18 protein-coding genes are annotated in these 21,191 nt (G+C 64.4%); 3 read left to right on the forward strand and 15 right to left on the reverse strand.

Annotation, left to right across the window (positions count from 1 at the left end; translation table 11 throughout):
• Positions 1-221: 221 nt before the first annotated feature.
• Both ABB27_RS17735 and ABB27_RS17740 read right to left on the reverse strand, forming a co-directional pair.
• Entirely contained in the window at positions 222-1,004 is a 783-nt protein-coding gene (locus ABB27_RS17735; protein ID WP_057630418.1) for a porin family protein, read from the reverse strand.
• 51 nt (positions 1,005-1,055) lie between these two features.
• On the reverse strand, positions 1,056-2,120 hold the full coding sequence (locus ABB27_RS17740) for a linear amide C-N hydrolase (RefSeq protein WP_057630420.1): 1,065 nt from the start codon (positions 2,118-2,120) through the stop codon (positions 1,056-1,058).
• Between the two features lie 160 nt (positions 2,121-2,280).
• On the opposite strand from ABB27_RS17740, the gene ABB27_RS17745 reads away from it, so the two are divergent.
• Positions 2,281-2,610, forward strand: coding sequence for a hypothetical protein (locus tag ABB27_RS17745; protein ID WP_057630423.1), 330 nt, complete (start codon positions 2,281-2,283; stop codon positions 2,608-2,610).
• A gap of 114 nt (positions 2,611-2,724) precedes the next feature.
• Here ABB27_RS17745 and dcp read toward each other — a convergent pair whose 3' ends face one another.
• The 8 genes from dcp to ABB27_RS17785 form a co-directional block, all read right to left on the reverse strand.
• The gene (dcp, locus tag ABB27_RS17750) at positions 2,725-4,884 is read right to left on the reverse strand and encodes a peptidyl-dipeptidase Dcp (protein WP_057630425.1); all 2,160 of its coding nucleotides are present in this window, start codon (positions 4,882-4,884) and stop codon (positions 2,725-2,727) included.
• A 112-nt stretch (positions 4,885-4,996) separates the two neighbouring features.
• The gene (locus tag ABB27_RS17755; RefSeq protein WP_057630427.1) at positions 4,997-5,599 is read right to left on the reverse strand and encodes a lysophospholipid acyltransferase family protein; all 603 of its coding nucleotides are present in this window, start codon (positions 5,597-5,599) and stop codon (positions 4,997-4,999) included.
• A 3-nt stretch (positions 5,600-5,602) separates the two neighbouring features.
• Positions 5,603-6,034, reverse strand: coding sequence for an alternative ribosome rescue aminoacyl-tRNA hydrolase ArfB (gene arfB, locus ABB27_RS17760; RefSeq protein WP_057630429.1), 432 nt, complete (start codon positions 6,032-6,034; stop codon positions 5,603-5,605).
• Between the two features lie 593 nt (positions 6,035-6,627).
• Positions 6,628-7,563: a hypothetical protein gene (locus tag ABB27_RS17765; protein WP_057630431.1), complete on the reverse strand. Its 936-nt coding sequence runs from the start codon at positions 7,561-7,563 to the stop codon at positions 6,628-6,630.
• Positions 7,560-9,926, reverse strand: coding sequence for an LTA synthase family protein (locus tag ABB27_RS17770; protein ID WP_152984666.1), 2,367 nt, complete (start codon positions 9,924-9,926; stop codon positions 7,560-7,562). Before ABB27_RS17770 ends, ABB27_RS17765 begins: the two co-directional genes overlap by 4 nt.
• Positions 9,927-9,940: 14 nt before the next feature.
• Positions 9,941-11,218 carry a YaiO family outer membrane beta-barrel protein gene (locus tag ABB27_RS17775; protein WP_057630435.1) on the reverse strand — a complete coding sequence of 426 codons (1,278 nt, stop codon included), beginning with the start codon at positions 11,216-11,218 and terminating at the stop codon, positions 9,941-9,943.
• A 17-nt stretch (positions 11,219-11,235) separates the two neighbouring features.
• The gene (locus ABB27_RS17780; protein WP_083491373.1) at positions 11,236-12,753 is read right to left on the reverse strand and encodes a glycosyltransferase family 2 protein; all 1,518 of its coding nucleotides are present in this window, start codon (positions 12,751-12,753) and stop codon (positions 11,236-11,238) included.
• On the reverse strand, positions 12,750-13,811 hold the full coding sequence (locus tag ABB27_RS17785) for a HEAT repeat domain-containing protein (protein WP_152984667.1): 1,062 nt from the start codon (positions 13,809-13,811) through the stop codon (positions 12,750-12,752). The genes ABB27_RS17780 and ABB27_RS17785 overlap by 4 nt, the downstream gene beginning before the upstream one ends.
• Before the next feature lie 314 nt (positions 13,812-14,125).
• On the opposite strand from ABB27_RS17785, the gene ABB27_RS17790 reads away from it, so the two are divergent.
• Positions 14,126-14,650, forward strand: coding sequence for a DUF2059 domain-containing protein (locus ABB27_RS17790; protein WP_057630439.1), 525 nt, complete (start codon positions 14,126-14,128; stop codon positions 14,648-14,650).
• Positions 14,651-15,182: 532 nt separating this feature from the next.
• Here the strand turns inward: ABB27_RS17790 and ABB27_RS17795 are convergent.
• The 3 genes from ABB27_RS17795 to ABB27_RS17805 are packed head-to-tail and all read right to left on the reverse strand — an operon-like array spanning position 15,183 to position 18,237.
• Positions 15,183-15,926: a pseudouridine synthase gene (locus tag ABB27_RS17795; RefSeq protein WP_057630441.1), complete on the reverse strand. Its 744-nt coding sequence runs from the start codon at positions 15,924-15,926 to the stop codon at positions 15,183-15,185.
• The gene (ubiB, locus tag ABB27_RS17800) at positions 15,923-17,590 is read right to left on the reverse strand and encodes a ubiquinone biosynthesis regulatory protein kinase UbiB (protein ID WP_057630443.1); all 1,668 of its coding nucleotides are present in this window, start codon (positions 17,588-17,590) and stop codon (positions 15,923-15,925) included. Before ubiB ends, ABB27_RS17795 begins: the two co-directional genes overlap by 4 nt.
• The gene (locus ABB27_RS17805) at positions 17,587-18,237 is read right to left on the reverse strand and encodes a ubiquinone biosynthesis accessory factor UbiJ (RefSeq protein ID WP_057630448.1); all 651 of its coding nucleotides are present in this window, start codon (positions 18,235-18,237) and stop codon (positions 17,587-17,589) included. Before ABB27_RS17805 ends, ubiB begins: the two co-directional genes overlap by 4 nt.
• Positions 18,238-18,597: 360 nt before the next feature.
• Here ABB27_RS17805 and ddlA point away from each other — a divergent pair, with 360 nt between their 5' ends.
• The gene (gene ddlA, locus ABB27_RS17810; RefSeq protein WP_057630444.1) at positions 18,598-19,701 is read left to right on the forward strand and encodes a D-alanine--D-alanine ligase; all 1,104 of its coding nucleotides are present in this window, start codon (positions 18,598-18,600) and stop codon (positions 19,699-19,701) included.
• Between the two features lie 78 nt (positions 19,702-19,779).
• On the opposite strand, the gene ABB27_RS19465 is transcribed toward ddlA, so the two are convergent.
• The gene (locus tag ABB27_RS19465; RefSeq protein ID WP_083468499.1) at positions 19,780-19,935 is read right to left on the reverse strand and encodes a DUF1328 domain-containing protein; all 156 of its coding nucleotides are present in this window, start codon (positions 19,933-19,935) and stop codon (positions 19,780-19,782) included.
• 102 nt (positions 19,936-20,037) lie between these two features.
• The gene (oleD, locus tag ABB27_RS17815) at positions 20,038-21,024 is read right to left on the reverse strand and encodes a 2-alkyl-3-oxoalkanoate reductase (protein WP_057630450.1); all 987 of its coding nucleotides are present in this window, start codon (positions 21,022-21,024) and stop codon (positions 20,038-20,040) included.
• Positions 21,025-21,191 lie beyond the last annotated feature (167 nt).

Below are 21,191 nucleotides of genomic sequence, written 5' to 3' on the forward strand. Positions count from 1 at the left end.
CCCGGAGGGCGGATGAGGGCTTCGCCCCCTAACCTCTCCCCAACCCCTCTCCCGCGGGGAGAGGGGCTTCTAGCGCTTCCCTTCTCCCCTCGGGAGAAGGTGCCCGGAGGGCGGATGAGGGTTGGTGCGGAGCACCTGCGACGATCATTGCGGAGGGCTTCGCCCCCTACCCTCTCCCCAACCCCTCTCCCGCAGGGAGAGGGGCTTTCAGGCTTTGGGCCTTATCGCGCTGCGCCGAACTGGTAGGTCACGCCCAGCATCGGGCCGGACAGGGACACGTCCAGGCGCTTGCCGTTGTCGCGGTAATCCAGGCTCTGGTGGCGGTAGCCCATCGAGACGAACAGCTTGTCGGTGGCCTGGTAGTTGGCCAAGGCCAACAGCTGCCAGGTGGAATCCGAGCCCACACCAAAACCGCCTACGTCCACGTAGGCAATGCTGCTCCAGCGCGGCGTCAGCGCCTGCCGCCAGCGCACGCCGGCAATCGGGTCGACGAAGGAGGAATCCGAACGCGCCGATACCAGCCCCGGTACGTTCACCGCGGCGCTGATGTCCCAATAGCGAACACCGGCCAGCAGATCGATGCCGGTGCGCTCGGTGGCCATCCAGGCGTAACCCGCCGTCGCAGTCACCGAGGTCTGGCGCACTTTCACCTTCGCTGCCAGACCCATCGGCAGCGGCGTCGAATCCGAGGTCGATGCATGGGTGAAATCGGCCTGCAGCACGAAGTCGCCACGGCGCGCGGTGCCGGTGATGAAGGCGGCCGCGTCCAGGCTGTCCATCAACTCGGAAAAGGACTTGTCCACGTCGGCCATCGGTGCAGCACGGAACGGCCTTACCTGGCCTTCCATGCCGCTCATCCACACATAGGGCGTGGCCTGGAAACGCCAGCTGTCGTCATTGCTGTCGTCATTGCTGTTGCCCTGCGCGTGTGCAAGCGGAATGCCGCTCATCGCCAGCAACAGCAGCGGCAAACACGGCCGCTTGAGGTTGAATCGGGTTTTCATTGAAGCTCCGGATGTCGCGTGCCCGGCTTGCCCGGGCACGCAGGGTGTGCGTTACACGCCGAGGAAACGGAACGGCTTGGTTTCCTTGAACTGGGCGTTGGCTTCACCCGAATAGATGGTGCGCTGCTGCGGGCCCAGGTCCAGGCGCTTGACCTTGCCGCCGTTCTCGCTGAAGTCGATCTTCTTCAGGTCCACCCAGAACACATTGGTCGCCAGCGCTGACTCGAAGTAGTAGCGCATGCGCGACTGGTCGGACACCGTACGCCAGCGGGTGGAGGAGATATTGGGCTGGTCCGGGGTGGTGATGCCGTACGGCACCGAGACGTTGCGGATCACGCCGAACACGCTGGCGGTGGATTCCACCGGGTCGCTCGACTTGGGAATGGCGTCGATATAGAACGCGGCGCGGGCGAAGCGATCCGCTGCGCGGTTGGTGCCCGGCAACATCACCGTGCCACCGATCTGGCGCCAATAGCTTTCCAGTGCCAGCTGCTCTTCGAAGATCGGCGAGTTGGTCATCACCTTGTAGTCGCGGCTGTGATGGATGACCTGCTTGCCCTTGATGTACTCGATGATGGCGCTGTCGCCGCTGGCATCGGACAGCGACAGGTGCAGCGTGGCCAGGCGTTGCTCGCCGGGCGCAGCATCGCTGACCAGGGTGAAGGGCTCGGCGCTCAGCACCTTTACCGCTTCCTCGACGGTGGAGAAGTTGTCGAGCATGTACTGCGTCCACACCGAGATGCTCAGGCCGGGCTTGCCGCTGTTGCGCTCGGGGTATTCGGACTCGGCCAGCCACAGCAGGTTGGCGACCAGGCCGGCCTCGTTCATGCCGTCGGTGGTGGCGATGTCGTAGGCGCTGGCGATGACGCTGCCGTAGCGCGAGGTCCACTTCAGCGTGTCCGGGCCGGTCTCGCCGGTGCGCGGCATGCCGCGCGGGAACATCCACAGGTGGGTGCCGGTGTCGATCTTGTAGTCCATCGAGCGGCCGGTGAAGATTTCATTGCCGGCGCCGTGGTAGACGAAACGGGTGCAGGCATCGGCATCGTGTTGCAGGCCTGCCATGCCGACCAGCAAGGTGGCACAGGCGGCAATAAGGGATCGCTTGGCTGATTTCATGGGTGAGCTTCCTTGGCGGGGTCAGATCAGTAATGCAATCAGAATGATCCTAACAGCTATTCATTTTTCAGCTTCGACGCAGTTGGCATTCCAAAAAAACAAATATCCGGTGACAGGCCGCTGCTATGCTCAGCGCATATTTGAATGGAGGATCCGCCCCATGCCTGCAATCACACTGCATCACACTGCCGCAGCGCTGCGCCCGTTGCTGGTCGGCGGCCTGCTGGCCACCGCCCTGAGCGCCTGCGTGAGCGCCCCGCCGGTCGCCAATACCGATCCGAACTTTGGCCTGTGCAGCGACGCCTCGCTGCAATGGGCGGTGGGCACGGTCAACGATGAAGCCACCGTGCGCCGGCTCAAGAAAGAAAGCGGCGCCGGCCTGCTCAACCCGATCAGCCCGACCACCATTGTTTCGCGTGATATCCGCAAGGACCGCCTGCGCGTGTTCGTCGACGCCAACAATGTGATCACCGCGGTGCGCTGCGAGTAACTTGCCCATCGCGCTGCGGCTGTAGCACAACAAGCACAAACACGAACGGCAGGGTTTCCCCTGCCGTTCGTCGTTTCACACGCTCAGGTTACCGAACGCTTGTTCCAAGCCGGCTTATTTCAAGCCGCGGTTATGCAGCAGCGGCTCGACGCTCGGGTCCTTGCCGCGGAAATCGCGGTAGGCCGTTGCCAGGTCGCGGGTATTGCCGATCGACAGGATCTTGTCGCGGAACACCTGGCCGTTTTCACGGGTAAGGCCGCCGTTCTCCTTGAACCACTCAAAGGCGTCGTGGTCGATCATTTCCGCCCAAAAATAGGCGTAATAACCGGCCGAATAACCGCCGCCCCAGATGTGGTCGAAGTAGCTGCTGCGGTAACGCGGCGGCACCTGTGCCAGGTCCACCTTGTAGCGCTTGAGTGCGTCGGCTTCGAACTTGTCCACGTCCTGCAGCGGTGCGTCGGCGCCCTGCGTATGCCAGGCCAGGTCCAGCAGCGCCGCCGACAGGTACTCGGTGGTCATATAGCCCTGGTTGAAGGTCTTGGCCTTGGCGATCTTGTCCACCAGCTCCTGCGGCATCGCTGCCTTGGTCTGGTAGTGCTTGGCATAGTTGGCAAACACCTTCGGATCCGAGGCCCAGTGCTCGTTGAACTGCGACGGGAACTCGACGAAGTCACGCGGCACGCCGGTGCCGGCCACGCTGGGGTACTTGGTGTTGGAGAACATGCCGTGCAGGGCGTGGCCGAACTCGTGGAACATGGTGGTCACGTCGTCCCAGCTCAGCAACGCGGGCTGGCCGGCGGCGGGCTTGGTGAAGTTGCTGACGTTGTAGACCACCGGCTTGGTGCCGGTCAGGCCGTCCTGCTCGACGAACACGTCCATCCAGGCGCCGCCGGACTTGCTGTCACGCTTGTAGAAATCGGCATAGAACAGCGCCAGCGGCTGGCCGTTGGCATCGGTGACTTCAAACACGCGCACGTCCGGGTGGTAGACCGGCAGGTCCTTGCGCTCCTTGAAGGTCAGGCCGTAGAGCTGGTTGGCGGCGTAGAAGACGCCGTTCTGCAGCACGCTGTCCAGCTCGAAGTAGGGCTTGATCTGCGCTTCGTCCAGGTCGTACTTGGCCTTGCGCACCTGCTCGGCGTAGAAGTCCCAATCCGATGCGGTGGCCTTGAAGCCACCCTTCTGTGCATCGATCACCTTCTGGATTTCAGCCAGCTCGCCACGCGCCTTGGCGGTTGCCGCCGGCACGGTGTCGGTCAGCAGCTTGAGCGCGTGCTCCGGCGTCTGCGCCATCTGGTCGGTCAGGTTGTAGGCGGCGAAGTTGGGGAAGCCAAGCAGCTTGGCCTTGGCCGCGCGCAGCTGGGCCAGGCGCTGGATGATCTTGCGGGTGTCGTTGGCGTCGCCGTGCTCGGTGCGGGTTTCCGAGGCCTGCAGCACCTTGGCGCGCACGTCGCGGTCCTGCAGCGAGCCGAGCACCGGCTGCTGGGTGGTGTTCTGCAGGCTCAGCACCCACTTGCCATCCAGCTTGCGGCCCTTGGCGGCATCTTCGGCGGCGGCAATATCGCCATCGGACAGGCCAGCCAGCTGCGCCTTGTCGTCGATGACCACCGCACCGGCGGCGGTGGCCGCAACCAGCTTGTTGTGGAAGTCATTGGCGAGGGTGGCTTCCTCGGCGTTGTACTGCTTCAGCGTTTCCTTGTCGGTATCGCTGAGCTCGGCGCCGGATTTGACGAAGCCCTTGTAGGTTTCCTCGACCACACGCAGCTGCTCGGGGTCCAGGCCGGCTTCGGCGCGGCCGTCATAGATGCTCTTGATACGCTCGAACAGCTTGGCATCCAGGTGGATGGCATCGCCATGCGCGGCCAGCTTGGGCACCACGTCTTCCTGGATCTTCTGCCGCTCCGGATTGGTATCGGCCTGCACCACGCTGAAGAACACGCGGCTGACGCGGTCCAGGATGGCGCCGGATTTTTCCATCGGCAGCAAGGTGTTGTCGAAGGTGGCCGGCTGGGTGTTGTCGGTGATCTGCTTGATCTCCGCCAGCTGCTGGCGCATGCCTTCCTCGAAGGCCGGCAGGTAGTCGCTGTCCTTGATCTTGTCGAAGGCCGGCGCCTGGAACGGCAGCGTGCTGACGCTCATGAAGGGGTTGGTGGAAGCATCGGCCGGATTGGCGGCCGGCGCGGGGGCATTGGCGGTCACGGGGGCAGTGGACTCCTTGCCAGAACAGGCGGCCAGCGCAAGGCTGATGGCGGCGGCCAGAACAACGGTACGCGACATGAAACGGCTCCTTGGGAACGGGCTTCGAACAGCCTTTCACCCTACTCCGATCCAGCCCCGGCGACATGTGCCGATGGTGGCGCCGGCCGGCGCCGGATGTGTCGGCAGCGGCTCAGCTGGAGCTGTGGTTCTTGCCCTGCCACTGCCGGTACCACTGGCGGATGGCGGCCATGTCAGCCACATCGTCACCGCTGGTATGGAACACCGGGCCGAAGCCGATCACCCGTTCCGGGTAGTGGAAATACGCAGGGATGACCGGCACATCGGCCATGCGGGCGATCTTCAGGAAACCGCCCTTCCATTCAGTCACCTGCTTGCGCGTGCCCTCCGGCGCCAGCGCGTACCAGACCTGCTCGCTGTCGCGGATCATCGCCACCGCCTGGCCCACCGTACCCTGCGGCGAACTGCGGTCCAGCGGCACCACGCCAAGCCGGCGCAGCAGCACACTCAGCGGCCACCAGAACAGCTTGTCCTTGCCAAGGATGCGCGCCTCCAGGCCCAGCGCCATCTTTGCCGCCAGCCCCCACAGGCCGTCCCAGTTGGACGAATGCGGCGCGGCGATCACCACCGCCTTGGCCAGGTCCGGGATCGGCCCACGGATATGCCAGCCACCCAGGCGCAGGATGCTGCGCCCCAGCCAACGGCTGAAGGCGGCATTCTTGCGCTGTGGCATGGCGGCAGGGATAACCGGAACGGTCGGCGGCGTGTTGCTCAAGCACTACTCCCAATTACGTGTTGAACGGCCGCGCTTGACCTGCGCGCGTTCTTTTTTCTGGTCCAGACGGCGCAGCTTGGAGCCGTAGGAAGGTTTGGTCGCGACCCGCGGCTTGGGCACGCTGAGGCTGGCCTGGATGAAGCTGGCCAGCCGCTCACGCGCGTCCTGGCGGTTGCGGTCCTGGGTGCGGAAGCGTTGTGCGTCAATCACCAGCACGCCCTCGCTGGTCACCCGGCGGTCGCGGCGGGCCAGCAGACGTTCGCGCAGCGGCTCGGGCAGGGACGGCGAGCCGGCGATATCGAAACGCAGTTCCACCGCAGTGGAGACCTTGTTGACGTTCTGCCCACCGGCGCCGGACGCACGCACGAAGCGCTCGACGATCTCCGTTTCCGGTATCGCCAATCGTTCCGAGATTTCAATCTGTTCCGTCGCCATCGGCGCATTGTACGGGCTGCGGCAGTTTTAGCCCCTCCCCTGGAGCGCAGCGTTTTGGTCGCTTCCTTGCGCGTAGCGCGGGATGACACGGTGGTGCGGGGGGTGAGGCATGAACGTAGCCCGGGTAAGCGCAGCGCACCCGGGGTGGTTGGCGCACCTTCGGGAAGACCATGCCATTTCTGGACCCCGGGTGCGCTGCGCTTACCCGGGCTACGGCGCTGCATTTTCCCTAGGCGTTGGAGCTTCAAAAGCACCCCTCCCCAGCCCTCCCCTTTGCTGCGCAAAAGGGAGGGGGCAAAGCACGGGCCACCGCGGACCTTGCAGCCTGCAGCCATCTGCCCCCTCCCTTGCGCATAGCGCAGGGGAGGGTTGGGGAGGGGTGCTTTTCGCGATTGATCCGGAGTACCAGCAGAGGTGACTACTACGGATTCTTGCAAGCTGGATTTTGCTGCGGTGTTGAAGCCTCAAAAGCCCCCCTCCCCAACCCTCCCCTTTGCTGCGTAGAGGGAGGGGGCAAAGCAGGCGCCGCGCGGGCCCTGCAGCCTGCAGCCATCCGCCCTCCCCTTCGCTACGCAAAGGAGAGGGGGTTTCATTCACTCCCAGTAACGCCCTGCCCAACGCCGGTAGGCGCGGTAGTGGTGGATCGCAAAGCCATCAAATGAAGGCTCATTGCGCAGTGCGCGTTCCACCTTGCGGACTTCCTGCTCGAACACCTTCGGCCCTTCCTCGTCGAAGGTGACCTTGTTGATGTCATTGGAAGAGACTTCCAGGCCGATCACCACCTTCTTGCCAACCTCGTTGGCATAGGCGATCTCGCTGGCGGCGTGCGACAGGATGCTGTCGCGGCCCTCTGCCTTGTCGCGGTAATCCATCAGCGCGACGTAGTCGTAGATGTTGATGGTGTGCTCGCTGACCGGCCGGCTGCGGCCGTTCCATTCCACTTCGATGCCGTCCAGCCAGAACGGGATCGCCGGGCCCACGGTCAGGGTGGCTCCGCTTTCCTGCTTGATGCGCATCACCGCCGCGCTCATGTCGAGGAAGCCGATCAGCAGGTCCTCGCGGGTGTCGTCTTCCCATTGGTCGAGAATATGCGGCTCGATGTCCAGGTTGGCACCATCAAAGCGCGCCGCCGCCGGCACCGAGGCGTTGTATTCCACCACCCGCCGGAACATCGCCTCGGCCTGTTTGCGGTACTCCGGCAACACGTAGTTCTGCGTGCTCAGGTACCAGGAGCCCAGCAGTGCGTACACCTTCATGTTCTTGCCGTGCAGGCGCTCGATGAAAGCGCGGTACAGCTGCGGCTGTTCGACGATGAGGTTGCGGTCCTTGAAGGCATCGGCATACAGATAGACCGTATCGATACGCTGCGACTTCAGGTACGCCACCGCCTCATCGGCCACCGCCGGGTCTTCGATCATCGCGTAGGACTCGGCCTCCCAGGTCCAGATCGCACGGCTGGCGGCGGCTGCATGGCTCATCGGCAACAGGCACAACGCAGCCAACAGGCCAAGACGGAAACCTCGGTTCATGGCGCACTCTCCACGGTTGCGGCGGCATCTACCTGCAGATGATAGCGGCCCTGCCCAATCGCCTTGCCGGTGTCGGGATCGGATGGGAACACCGATACATAGCAATGGCCGCCGCAGTCCTGCGGCAGGCGCAGCTGCAGCTGTACCTGCTGGCTGCCACCGGGTGGCAGCTGCATGGCCTGGCCATAGACTTCCTGCAGCTCACGACCGTCCTCGCCGGACATCACCGCCAGCGGCACGAACATCCGGCTGGGCTTGGGATCACCGCTGCTGAACACCGCGGTCAGCTGCACGCCATCGGCAACAGTGGCCAGCTCGGCCGAGGTCAGCGACAGGCCGTGCGCGACCGGTGCCGTGGTCGCTGCCGCCGTCGCAGCCGCGGCCGGTGCGCTATAGGCCACCAGTTTCGGGGTCACGCCTTCCGGCGTCAGTGCATTCTTCTTCATGAAGATCGCATTGGCCTGGGTGTAGCGCTGCAGGCGCTGCATCGCCCAGGCACGCACGCTGGCGTCGTCGGTTTCGGCCAGATGCATGCCGTCCTGCAACTCGTACAACTTGCCGTCATGCAACCACCAGCGTTCGGCCAGATACTCCGGCGCACTGGTCTTGGTTTGCTTCAACGGCAGCTGATGGGTGTTGCGGAAGGTCTCGGCCATATCCAGGCCGGTACCCAGCCACGCCGTCTGCGCAGGCCGCTTGAGACCATAGGTGTTGGACAGCAGCGCCATCAGCGACGGCGTCACGTCCAGCTGCGAGGACACCGCGCGGATGCGCTTGGGCTGCTTGAGCAGCGGCGAGAACACGATCAGCGGCACGTGATAGCGGTCGACATGCTCGCCCATCGGAATCTCCGGCAGGCGGTGGTCGCCGGTCACCACGAAAATGGTGTTGGCATACCAGGGCGTCTTCTCCACAGAGGCGAAATAGCGGCGCAGCTGCTCATCGGTGTACATGATGGTGCTGTAGATATCGGTGCTGGCGCGGTAGCCGGCACGCTGCGCTTCGGGCACCTGCAACTGCTGCAGGCGCTGCTCGAACTGCTTGCGGTAGACGTCCTGGTCAGGGAACTCGTAGCTGGTATGCATCGAGATGGTCTGCATCGCCATCAGGAATGGCGCCTGCAGGGTGTCGTTGTCGGCCAGCACGCGCGACACCAGTTCCTTGTCCGGGTAGCCCCAGGCGCTGAAAGGATTGCGCTGATAACCCTCGCCGAAGTTGTTCATGTCCACCAGCATCTGCACCTGCTGGCCCTGCATGTAGCCGCGTTCGTCATCGAAGCTGGTATCGGTGCCGTTGTAGAAGGCGGTGTTGTAGCCCTGCTGTCGCAGCACGCTGAACAGGCCCGGATGCGGCGGCATGCGGTCGCCCAGCGCGGTGAAGCCCTCGTCGGCAAACGGCGCTGAACCAATCAGGGTCGGCAGCACGCCAAAGGTGCGGCCCTGGTTGGCCAGGAAGTTGTCGAAGTACAGGCTGCGCGCAGCCAGCTCATCGAGGAATGGGGTGAAGCTGCCCAGCGGCGCCTGTGGGCCGGAGAACGAGCGGCCCAGGCCTTCCACCACGATCAGCACCACGTTCGGTGGGCGGCCATCGCTGGTGGGCGAAAAATAGGTACCCAAGGTATCGGGCGTCTGCTCCTGGCGCAGGAACGGGAACTCCGGATCCAGCGCCGGCTCGTTGCTCACCAATGCGCTGGGCGCGGCCGCCACATCCGCCTCGCCCTTGAACCAACGCCACACATCACCACTGAACCAGGCCAGCTTGTTGCAGGCCAGGTCACGCGAGGCAATATCCTTCAAAGCCACCGCACCGGTGGGCAGCGGCAGGATCCAGGCGATGCCGGCGACGACCAGCAATACCGTGCTCCACACCGGCGAACCTTTCAGGTCGCGACGCGCCACCCACAGCAGGCCCAGCCACAGCACCAGCAATGGCAGGGCCATCGCCAGCACGCCGCGCAGGCCCAGCGGCGCGCCATCGGCCAAGGTGGTGCGGATTTCAGCCACGCTGTAACCGAACAGGTCCGCGCCCAGTGGCACATGCGCCACCTGGAAATACTGGTCCAGCATCACCTGCACGATCAGGAATACCGACCACAGCACGCCCACCGCGATCACACGCGGCAGCGTCCGCTTGATCAGCAGCAGAGGAATGGTCAACAGCATCAGCAGCGGCACCGTGCGCAGCAGCATCAACAGCGCCTGCGCACCGGCGATGCCGGCGATTGCCCCGCCCTGCAAACCACCGCCGGCAGCGGCAACCCCGTTGCTCACCGCCATCGCCACCAGCACCAGCTGCGCCAGCAGCAACACCGGGAATACCGAGGAAAAGCGCGCCCAGGCGCCGCCGTCATGCGTGGATGTCATCGTCAGCTGCTCCGTTACCAACGCGTATAGATAGAGCCGGACAGGCGCTGTTCTTCAAAGCCGCCATCATCGTCGGCATAACCGGCGCCCAGCTTGAAGCCCCAGTTCGGCGTGACCTGGTGCCGCCAGGCCACACCAATGGCCGCGTTGCTGTCACGCACGACGCTGCCGAACCGGTCCAGGTCGGTGCTGCGGCCGCTGCTGACGCTGACTTCCAGGTAGTCGTCGGCATCGCCCTTGTAATAGTTGCGCAGCAGCACGCGGTGGCTCCAGCTGCCCGAACCAACGCCGGGCACGTGTTGCAGCTTGTAGCGGCCGTACCAGTTGCCGACATAGCGGCCGACGCCGACGCCATAGAACTCGGTGTCATCGGAGAAGCGCAGGTGATCGACGCTGGCCGACAGTTCCCAGCCATTGCCCACGCCCTGGAACACTTCCACACGCCAGGTCTGCCGCGGCAGCACGCCACTGGACGGACCACGCTGGTAGCGCAGGTTTGCATAGGCCCGCGACCACAGCGGCACGTAGCCATCCAGTGCCCAGGCGGTGTCGGCGGTATTGAAGTGATCGGCGCGCAGCAGTTCCAGGCCTAGCGAGCCCCGCGGGAAATAGCGGCGCAGGGTCAGGTCGTTGTCGTTCCAGCTTTGCCGGTCACCGCTGAAGCGGGTGTGGTCCCAGCCCACGCTCGCGCCCCAACGGTAGCCGTCGGCAGCTACCGCATCGGGATTGGCCATGCGCGGCAGCAGGCTGGTGCGCAGTTCGGCGATTTCCTTGGCATCGGCACCCAGCGTGGCGGCAGCGTCGAAGTCGGCGCGCGCCGCGGCGATCTGCCCCAGCGCACGCAGTTCACGGCCACGCGCGATGCGCGCCGCCGGATCCTGCGGGGCCAGCTCCACCCAGCGCGTATAGGCATCGGCGGCCTGCTGCGGGCGGTCGCTCCAGCGGTACATATCACCCAGCGCCGACCATGCATCGGCATAGGTAGGGCTGTTTTTCACCACCTGCTGCAGATCGGCCTCGGCAGCGGCGTACTGGCCGTCCCAGGCATAGGTGCGGCCGCGCGCCAGCAGCACGTCGCCATTGTCCGGATGCTCGGCCAGCAGCGCGGTATAGCGTGCGATGGTGGCCGCGCGGTTGTTTGCATCGGATTGCTCGCGGATCTGCGTCAGCTGCACGGTCAAGGCATCGGGCGCCTCCTGCGCGCTGGCCAACAAGGGTGTAGCCGCCAGTGCCAGCAGCAGGCAATGCGCCAGTACATGACGGGGAGCGCGGAGGGAGCGGTACGGGGTCATGGAACGGTTCCTGGAAATCATTGATGAGTGCTCGATTCGCTGACCGCCGCCGACGACGATGCCGCCGGCGCGTCTTCCTTGTGACTGTGCTGCCAGGAGCCATCGCGGCTGATCCGCCCCCAGCTATGCCGCTTGCGCCGCGTGAACATCCAGCTCAGCGTGCCGGAGAAACGCCAGATGGAGTTCAACTGGCGGTAGCCGAAGTTCTCCAGGATCGCGACCAGGAACAGACGCAGCTGCTGCGTTGGCCGCGAGTACAGGCCGAAGGAGAGTTCTTCCAGCAGCATCGCGTTGACCGAGAGCAGGATGCCCATGCCCACCGCCGCGGCCAGGAAGATCAGGAACACATCCAGCTGCACCAGCCCGCACAGCGCCAGCACAATCATCGAGACATAGCCCACCACCTCGATCATCGGCCCGAGAAACTCGAAGAACAGCATGAACGGGAACGCGATCCAGCCGGCCGCACCACCGCGCCGACTGAACATCATGCCGATATTGGTCCACAGGCTTTCGGCCAGGCCGCGCTGCCAGCGCATGCGTTGGTTGCGCAGCGAGGCCAGGTCGGTGGGGGCCTCGGTCCAGCAGACCGGATCGGGCACGAACACTATGCGGTAGTCGCGCTGCTCCTCGCGCAGGTTGCGGTGCAGGCGGATCACCAGATCCATGTCTTCGCCGACGGTATCGGTGCGGTAGCCGCCGATGGCGATCACCCGTTCCTTGTAGAACACACCGAAGGCGCCGGAGATGATCAGCAATGCGTTCATCGGCGACCAGCCCATGCGCCCGAACAGGAACGCGCGCAGGTATTCGACCAGCTGGAAGCTGGGCAGCCAACGGTTGGGCAGGCCGATCTTGTCGAGCATGCCATCGCGCACGGTGCAGCCATTGAGCACACGCACAACGCCACCACTGGCGACCACGCGGCTGTCCTCCAGGAACGGCCGCACTACCCGCGACAGGCTTTCCGGCTGCAGGATGCTGTCGGCATCGACCACACAGAACAAGGGGTAGCGCACGCAGTTGATGCCGGCATTTATCGCATCGGCCTTGCCGCCGTTGCCCTTGTCGACCATGCGCACGCGCGGGTAGCTGGCCGAAGCGTAGACGCCATGCACCGGCGCGGTCTGCAGGCGGGTGCGGTAGGCCTCGGGCACCCGCACCAGCCCGAACGCGGCGATCAAGGCATCGCGGGTGCGGTCGCTGGAGCCATCGTTGACCACCACGATCTCGAACTCGGGGTAGCTGGTCTTCAGCAGCGAGCGCACCGACGACACCACCGAGGTTTCCTCGTTGTATGCCGGCAACACGATGCTTACCGGCGGCTGGTATTCACGCAGCCCGGCCGGCAGATAGTTGGCCCGGTACTCGCGCATATAGCGCACGATCTGATAGGCCGAGATGTAATTGAGGATGAGGTAGGCAAGGTTGATCGCGACGAAATAGATCATGAAAAACCATTGCATCGAATCGGCGATGCGCAGCCAGGGAATCTGCTGCACATAGCTCACCAGCATCTGCCAGTAGCCGTTCATACCGAACTCCTCAACGCATGCTCGGACAACACTTGTTCGATGATGTCGCGGCCGTAGGCATCGGTGTGCCGCGACTGCACTTCGCGCAGCGCAGCGGCACCCATGCCGGGCAGGATCAGCAGCGCCTGGGCGGTGCGATAACGCACCCACCACACGCTGTCGGACAGCAGGGCTTCCAGACGCACACTGTCGCCATTGCTGCCGATGCGCCCCAACGCCGCCGCCGCATGCATGCGCACATGCCAGCGCGAGGCGGTGAGGAAGCCAATCACCCGTTCGCGGTCCTGCGGGTCGGTGATCAGCTGCAGGCAGACCGAGATGATGTGGTCATCCACATGCCCGTCCAGCAACTGCCGCACCACCACCGCTGCACGCTGCGGATCGATGTCGGCCAGGAACCGCACCAGCTTGACGGTGGAATCGGCATTGGCGCGCAGCAAGGCATTGCTGATCTCGTGGGCGGCGCTGCCATCCACGTTCTCGGCCAGGATGCGCGCAACGCTGCCGGGTACCCAGTCCTCGCGCTGCGCGATCATCGGCACGAATGCCGCCATCGCACGCGGCGGATCCACCTGCGCCAGCGCACGCGCTGCACACAGCGAAACGATGGGACTGCGGTCATCCAGAAACTTGGCCAACTGGTCGTACAGGTGGCGGTCGCGCAGGTGGCCCAGCGCGATGATGGTCATGGCGCGATCGTGGTAGCTGCCACGCAGCATGCGCTGCGCCGCCTGCGCCAAGCCAACCCGATGGCCGAGCGAGGCCAATCGTCGTACCGAGGCATCGGGCAGGGTTTCACACAGCGCGTTCCAGGCTTCGATGAAGCCGATCACCTCGTCGCGCTGCAGCGGATTTACCTGCACGGTTTCACCGGCAAGTTCGCGCTGCAGAATCTCAGACCAGTACTGCCGGGCCTGGATATCGCGCCGATCTCGCCGTTGAGCACGCACACGCAGGAACACAATGATCGCCAACAGAACGCTGGCCAGCAGCAAGGTGAATATCGCTACCCCACTGGCTACGACAAGAACTGTCGGTCCCTCGGTCAAACTGTCCATCGCATCTTCCTACTGTTTCGGGCACATGGCTGCGAATCCACGTACCCCCCCTGGGTCCTGCATAATTGGCGTGAAGCATAGATAAAAACGTGAACTGAGTCTCTAAATTTCGCAGTTCCGGTAATGTTTCTGTCATCCAATTATGCTAACGACCGGTCGTAAGATGTAAATATTTCATTAAAAACAATCGTTTGGATCGCTTACTGAGGAAGCCGAGGCAGCCTTGCGTCGGTGAAATAGCGACCAGAATCCCCCTCATCGGGCCTGTCACCACCCCGGTTATGCTCAATACCCGCCAACCGCAAGGACGACCCATGCAGCGCTGCCGATCCCTCCGTTCCCGTTTTGCCCCCCTGCTGCTGGCTGCCAGCCTGCTATTGGCCGCCATCGCCCCGGCCTGGGCCACACCGGCCACCGATGCCGACGTCAACCGCTTGCTGGCGGCATCCCGCGCGCAAAGCATGCTCGACGCGATGCTGCCGCAGATGGAGGCCATGCAGGCCCAGCAGTTCGCCCAGATCACAGAGAAGGAGTCGCTGACCCCGGAACAGAAGGCGGGTTTGCAGCGCATCCAGCAACGCACCTCGCAGACCTTGCGGCAGGCGCTGGCCTGGTCGCAGATGCGGCCGATGTATGTGGACCTGTACAAGCAGTCGTTCTCGAAGGAAGACGTATTGGCGATGGCCGAGTTCTACGAGAGCCCGGCAGGCCAAAGCCTGCTCGACAAGACCCCGGCGCTGATGCAGAACCTGATGATCGCCATCCAGCAGAAAATGACGCCGCTGATGGCAGACCTGCAGAAGGATCTGGAAAAGATCAGCAGCGAAGCCGCCAAGTAAGCCGCAGCAATAATGTAGTGCCGAGCCATGCTCGGCAGGGGCCTTATCGAGCGAACCCATCCGGCCCCTGTAGGAGCGACCTAAGCCGCGAAGCTGACATTGTTGGAATCACCGGTCTTCCCGCAATCTGACGGTCTATGAGCTTCGCGGCTTACACCGCTCCCACAACACCTGATGGATGGCCGGGAGAGCCTCTTGCCGAGCATGGCTCGGCACTACATTGGCTGTGCTTGCCCGGCATTACACCCGGGCTACAGATCCCAAACAGGGTGCATCGGTAGTGCCGAGCCATGCTCGGCAGGGGCTTTATCTGCATCTGTAGTGCCGAGCCATGCTCGGCAGAGGCCTTACCGCAGAACCGTCAGTGGGCGCTGTGGGAGCGGCGTAAGCCGCGAAGCTGACATTGTTGGAATCACCAGCATGCCCGCGATCTGAAAGTCTACGAGCTTCGCGGCTTACGCCGCTCCCACAATCCCGCAAGTGTTGATGGGTTTCTGGGAAAGCCTCTGCCGAGCATGGCTCGGCACTACCTTCACCCTGGCAGCTTCCAGCCGAACAGGTCCATTGCCTTCTGGAACTCGCGGTCCAGCGGGGCGCGTACTTCGATGCGGCGGCCGTCCTGCGGGTGCGGGAAGGCCAGGCGCTCGGCATGCAGCAACATGCGGTGCACGCCCTGCATGCGGAAGCTGCGGTTATGGCGGCCATCGCCGTGGCTGGTGTCGCCGATCATGTGGTGGAACATGTGCTTGAGATGCCGGCGGATCTGGCGGAAACGACCGGTCTGCGGCTGGCAGCGCAGCAGCGCATAACGCGAGGTCGGAAAGCCCGCCGACGGAATCGGCAACTCGCCCACCAGCAGCTTCTGGAAGTGGGTGATGGCCTGCTTCTTGACCGGCTTGCCGGGGCCGCCATCCAGATCGTGATCAACGGTGAAGGCATCCTCAGCCGGCCAGCCGCGGCATACGGCCAGATAGTCCTTCTCCACCTCGCCGCCCATCAGGGTCTTGCCCAGCGTGCTGGCGCTTTCACGATCGAACGCCAGCAGCAGGCAGCCGCTGGTGGCGCGATCCAGCCGGTGCACCAGGAAAATCTGCTTGCCCAACTGCTCGCGCAACCGGTCGGCCAGGAAATCATCTTCGCCACGCGCCAGCTTGCTGTCGTGGACCATCAAACCGGCGGGCTTGTTGACCACCGCCAACCATTGGTCTTCGTACAACAGCGGCAGCGGTTCAAACACAACCGGCGCCGCTGCCACTTCTTCAATCACATCACTCATCGACGCAACCACGCCGACGCCACTGCGATCACACCAACCACACCGGTCACCCACGACCACAGCGGGATCGCGGCGAACTGCGGGCCACCGGCCTGCAGGCCGTACAACAAGGCCGAAACCACCATCAAACCGGCACCGGCGACGGCGGTCACCATGCGCCGCTGCATACGCTGCAGCGTGCCGTCCAGATTGACGATGTCCTGCGAACGCATCGCCAGCTCATGCTTGCCTTCCACCTGCTGGCGCAGCCAGCTGTGCAGCAGCGCTGGCATGTCCGGGGCCTGGGTCATGATCTCCGGCAGGCGCTTGCGCAGTTCCTTCAGCGCGCGGCGCGGGCTGTAGCGTTCGCGCAGGATGCGTTCGAGCACCGGCTTGGCCACTTCCCAGATATCCAGGTTCGGGTCGAGCTGGCGGCCCACGCCTTCGATGTTGAGCAGCGTCTTCTGCAGCAGGATCAACTGCGGCTGCAGGGTCAGCTGGTAGCGTTGGGCGGTGCGGAACAGTTTCATCAGCACTTCGGCCAACGAAATCTGCGACAGCGGGCGGGTGAAGTACGGCTCGCAGACCGCACGCACGGCGGCTTCCAGCTCATCGATGCGCACCGTGTTCGGCATCCACTGCGCCTGCAGGTGCAGCTCGGCGATGCGGCGGTAATCACGGTTGAAGATGGCCATGAAGTTCTCGGCCAGATAGAACTGATCCTCTTCCGACAGCTGGCCCATGATGCCGAAGTCCAGCGCGATGAAACGCGGGTTGTCGCGGCGTGCCGGATCGATGTCGACCCAGATGTTGCCGGCATGCGCGTCGGCGTGGAAGAAGTTGTCGCGGAACACCTGCGTGTAGAACACGCGCACGCCCTTGGCCGCCAGCGCCTTGCGGTTGATGCCGGCCTTGTCGAGGGCAACGATGTCGTCGGACGGAATGCCCCAGACCCGCTCCAGCGTCAGTGCGCGTTCGGCGGTGTGGCTCCAGATCACTTCCGGCACGTACAGATCGTCGGAGTTTTCCCAGAAGCGGCGCAGCACGCTGGCGTTGGCGCCTTCGCGCTGCAGGTCCAACTCGGCGGCCAGGGTGGTTTCGATCTCGGCCACTACTTCGCGCGGACGGATCTTGTCGGCGCGCGGGTGGGTGCGCTCGACCAATGCAGCCAGCGACTTGAGCAGGGCGATATCACCGGCAATCTGCTTTTCGATATCCGGGCGCAGCACCTTGACCACTACCTGGCGGCCATCGTCCAGCGTGGCCGCGTGCACCTGCGCGATCGAGGCCGAGGCCAGCGGCGTGGTGTCGAAGCTGGCGAAGGCCTCGGTGATTGGCAGGCCCAGCGCCTGCTCAACAATCTGCAGCGCGCGTTCACCATCGAAGGGCTTGACCCGGTCCTGCAGCAGGGTCAGCTCGGCGGCGACATCCGGCGGCACCAGGTCGCGGCGGGTCGACAGGATCTGCCCGAACTTGACGAAGATCGGGCCCAGTTCCTGCAGCGCCAGGCGCAGCCGTGCACCGCGCGACTGCGAGGCGATATCGGCACTGGCACGCGGCACGAACGGTTTGGCGATGCCCAGCCAACGTTCAACCGGGGTGCCATCAAGCAGGTCGTCCAGCCGGTAACGCAGGATCACCCGGCCGATGCGGCTGGCGCGGAACATGGCGCGGGTGGCCTTCATGCGGCACCTCCGGCGCGCTGACGCAAGCGCGCGATGCGCGCGGCCATGCGTTCGACGTCATCGCGGATCACGTCCACATCGTCATGGAAGGCGTCCAGCTCGGCACGGGCAACAACATCACGCGACTCCTCGGTAACGTATTCGGCGGCGGTCTCGGCCAGATCCTTGGCACTGCGGCGGGCCTGCAACAGGGCCGCGCGCAGGGTCTGTGCGATCTGCACGCCGAGGATTTCGCCAAAGGCTTTGACAAAAGGCTGCTGCCAATCCGGATCAAAACGGGTGGCCAGCTGCTGCAGGCGGCGCGCCAGTTCGGCATCGCCGGATACCTTGACCCGGCCGGCCGGCGCGCTGTTGCTGCGGCGTGTATTGGCAAGGAACGGTAGCTGCGCCAGCACCCCGCCCACGGTGCTGCGCACCGCCAGGTCCGGTTCCAGCGAAGGATCCACCGGGCCCACGGTCAGGCGCTCACCGGCAACGCCGATCTGCATGGCCAGCGATGGCGACTCCAGGGTCAGGGCGATGCGCTGGCCATCGAGCGCGGCCAACGCGGTACGGGTGTCCGGGTCCAGCGCCAGGGCGCGGTTCAAGGCCACTTCCAGCGCACGGCCGGCCAGCGGCTTGATCATCTTGAGGGGGGATGCAGGCATGCCGGGCATTCTACCGGAGGGTCGGGATTGGGCGCCTGACAAGCACGATGTTTCAGCCGCCCCGCCAGCGTAGCCCGGGTCAGCGCAGCGCACCCGGGAGCAGGAATATGGCGCTCTTTCAGGCTATCGGCCAACAGCCCCGGCTGCGCTGCGCTTAGCCGGGCTACGTCACTGCCACAGGCTTTGTTCATGTAGCCCGCACGTTTGCTGGACAGCAATGCCCTGCACAGAGCGCCACGCTGTGGCGATCGCTGGCTGCTGGCGCGGTGGCTTCACCCGCCCAATCCGCGATTCCCCATTACCGTCTTTGAGTTCATGCTATGCGTACCCCTTAAACACAGCGGCAGGAGCACACAGGCAATGGGCAAGACCCGGGTTGGCATCATCTTCGGCGGTCGTTCGGCCGAGCACGAGGTCTCGCTGCAGTCGGCGAAGAACATCCTCGAAGCATTGGACAAGGAGCGTTTCGACGTCAGCCTTATCGGCGTGGACAAGCAGGGCCTGTGGCACCTGTGCGATGCCGCCGGCTTCCTGCTCAACGCCGATGATCCCAAGCGCATCGCGCTGGATACCTCCGGGCCGGTGCTGTCGGTGCTGCCCGGCGCCGAGCGTGGCCAGCTGCTGGCCGCCGACGGCCGCGACGTACCGCAGCTGGACGTGGTGTTCCCCATCGTCCACGGCACACTGGGCGAGGACGGCACCCTGCAAGGCCTGCTGCGCACGCTGAACCTGCCGTTCGCTGGCCCCGGCGTGCTCGGCGCGGCGGCGGCGATGGACAAGGACATGGCCAAGCGCCTGTTGCGTGACGCCGGCCTGTCGGTGGCACCGTTCGCCTGCTTCAACCACGTCACCGCTGCGGGCGCCGATTACGACGCGCTGGTGGCGACCCTGGGCCTGCCGCTGTTCGTCAAGCCGGCCAACCAGGGTTCGTCGGTGGGCGTGAGCAAGGTGCGCAATGCCGAGGAATTCGCCACCGCGATGGCGCTGGCCTTGTCCTTCGACCACAAGGTGCTGGTGGAGTCGGCGATTGTCGGCCGCGAGATCGAATGCGCGGTACTGGGCAACAATGTGCCCGAAGCCAGCGTCTGCGGCGAGGTGGTGGTACATGACGATTTCTACGCCTACGACACCAAGTACATCAGTGCCAGCGGCGCGGAGACGGTGATCCCGGCCGATATCGCCGCCGACGCGCAGCAGCGCATCCGCGATATCGCGGTGCGCGCCTACCAGGCGCTGGACTGCATCGGCATGGCGCGAGTGGACGTGTTCCTCACCGCCAGCGGCGAGGTTGTCATCAACGAATTGAACACCCTGCCCGGCTTCACCAAGATCAGCATGTATCCCAAGCTGTGGGGCGCCAGCGGGCTGGGCTATACCGCGCTGATCACCCGCCTGATCGAGCTGGCGCTGGAACGCCACGCTGACGACAAGGGCCTGCGCAGTTCGATCAGCGCCTCGGCCTGAGCAAACGCAACGCAGAAACGGAACGGCCCGCACCCTCGATGAGGATGCGGGCCGTTTCATTTCACGCTTTGCGAATGGCTAGACTTTCTTGCGGAACAGCGAGATCACCGCAAGGATCAGGAATACGACGAACAGGATCCATGCAATATTGCTGGCCGCACCGGCAATGCCACTGAAGCCGAGCACGGCAGCAATGATGGCGATGACGAAGAAAACGACGGCGTAATGCAGCATGTGGCTGGTCCTCGGTTGGAAACAGGGTTCCATCCTCGGCAATCGCCGGTAGTGAGGCGGTGATGGGTGCGTGAGCGCCACATGATGATCACGCCCCTGCATTCAGCTTGCCGCTGCCAAGCGCCGCAGGCCTTCCTCGATTGAAACCCTGGGCACATAGCCGAAGTCGCGCCGTGCCGGCTCCATCGAGTACCAATGCGGCGTGCACAGCTGCTCGGCGAGGAAACGGGTCATCGGCGGTTCGCCGGACAGGCGCAGCAATGGCCACAGCTTTTCGCAGACCGAGCCGATCCGGTAGGCGGTCTTGAACGAGATCGACTTCTCCACTGCCGGCGCGCCAACGGCGGCAAGCAACCGGTTGAGCAGCTCGCGCATCGGCAGCGGCTCGCCGTTGGAGATGAAGTAGGCCTTGCCGGCACAGGCGGCGCCCACCACCAGGTGATCGAAGGCATCGAAGTGCGCCTGCGCGGCATTGTCGATGAAGGTGGTGTCGACCTTGTTGCTGCCATCACCGACAAAGCGCAGCCGGCCGGCACGGGCGCGCTCGGCCAACCGCGGCACCAGCTGATTGTCGCCCGGGCCCCAGATCAGGCGCGGGCGCAAAGCGATGGTTGCCAGATCGGCGCCGTTGGCGGCCAGCACTTCCTGCTCGGCGATGGTCTTGGTAGCGGCATACGGCGCCTGGAAATCCTCGCCATAAGGCACCTCGTCCGCACCCAGGCCTTCGACCGGATGGGTAGCGCGGTGGGTGACGCTGGGTGTGGAGGTATAGACCAGCCGCCCGATGCCGTGCGCCTTGCACGCCGCCAAAACGTTGCGGGTGCCGACCACATTGGCCTGGAAGTAGCTGTCATAGCTGCCCCAGGCACCGGCCTTGGCGGCATTGTGGAAGATCGCATCCACGCCTGCCGCAGCGTGATGCACGGCGTTGGCGTCGGCCAGGTCGCCACGGATCTGCCCCACCCCGATCTCCTGCAGGGACGGGTAATGGCCACGATTGAAGCTCAGCACCTGATGGCCGCGTTCGACCAGGCCACGGCACAAGGCCTGACCAAGAAAACCACCACCGCCGGTAACCAGAATCTTCATTGTTTGATCGCTCTGCTGCAGGGCCGCCGCCGCGTGGTTCACGCAACGGCAGCGGATGAAGGTGGCGCACAATCCCCGTGCAGCCCAGGCGCCCAGTATCGCAGCACTGGCTGGTCAGGTGGTTTGCCTGCGGTGGCAGGGCGGGGCCTTACCCCTCCCCAACCCTC

Origin of the sequence: Stenotrophomonas terrae, assembly GCF_001431465.1 — a bacterium.
Lineage (GTDB): Bacteria > Pseudomonadota > Gammaproteobacteria > Xanthomonadales > Xanthomonadaceae > Stenotrophomonas > Stenotrophomonas terrae.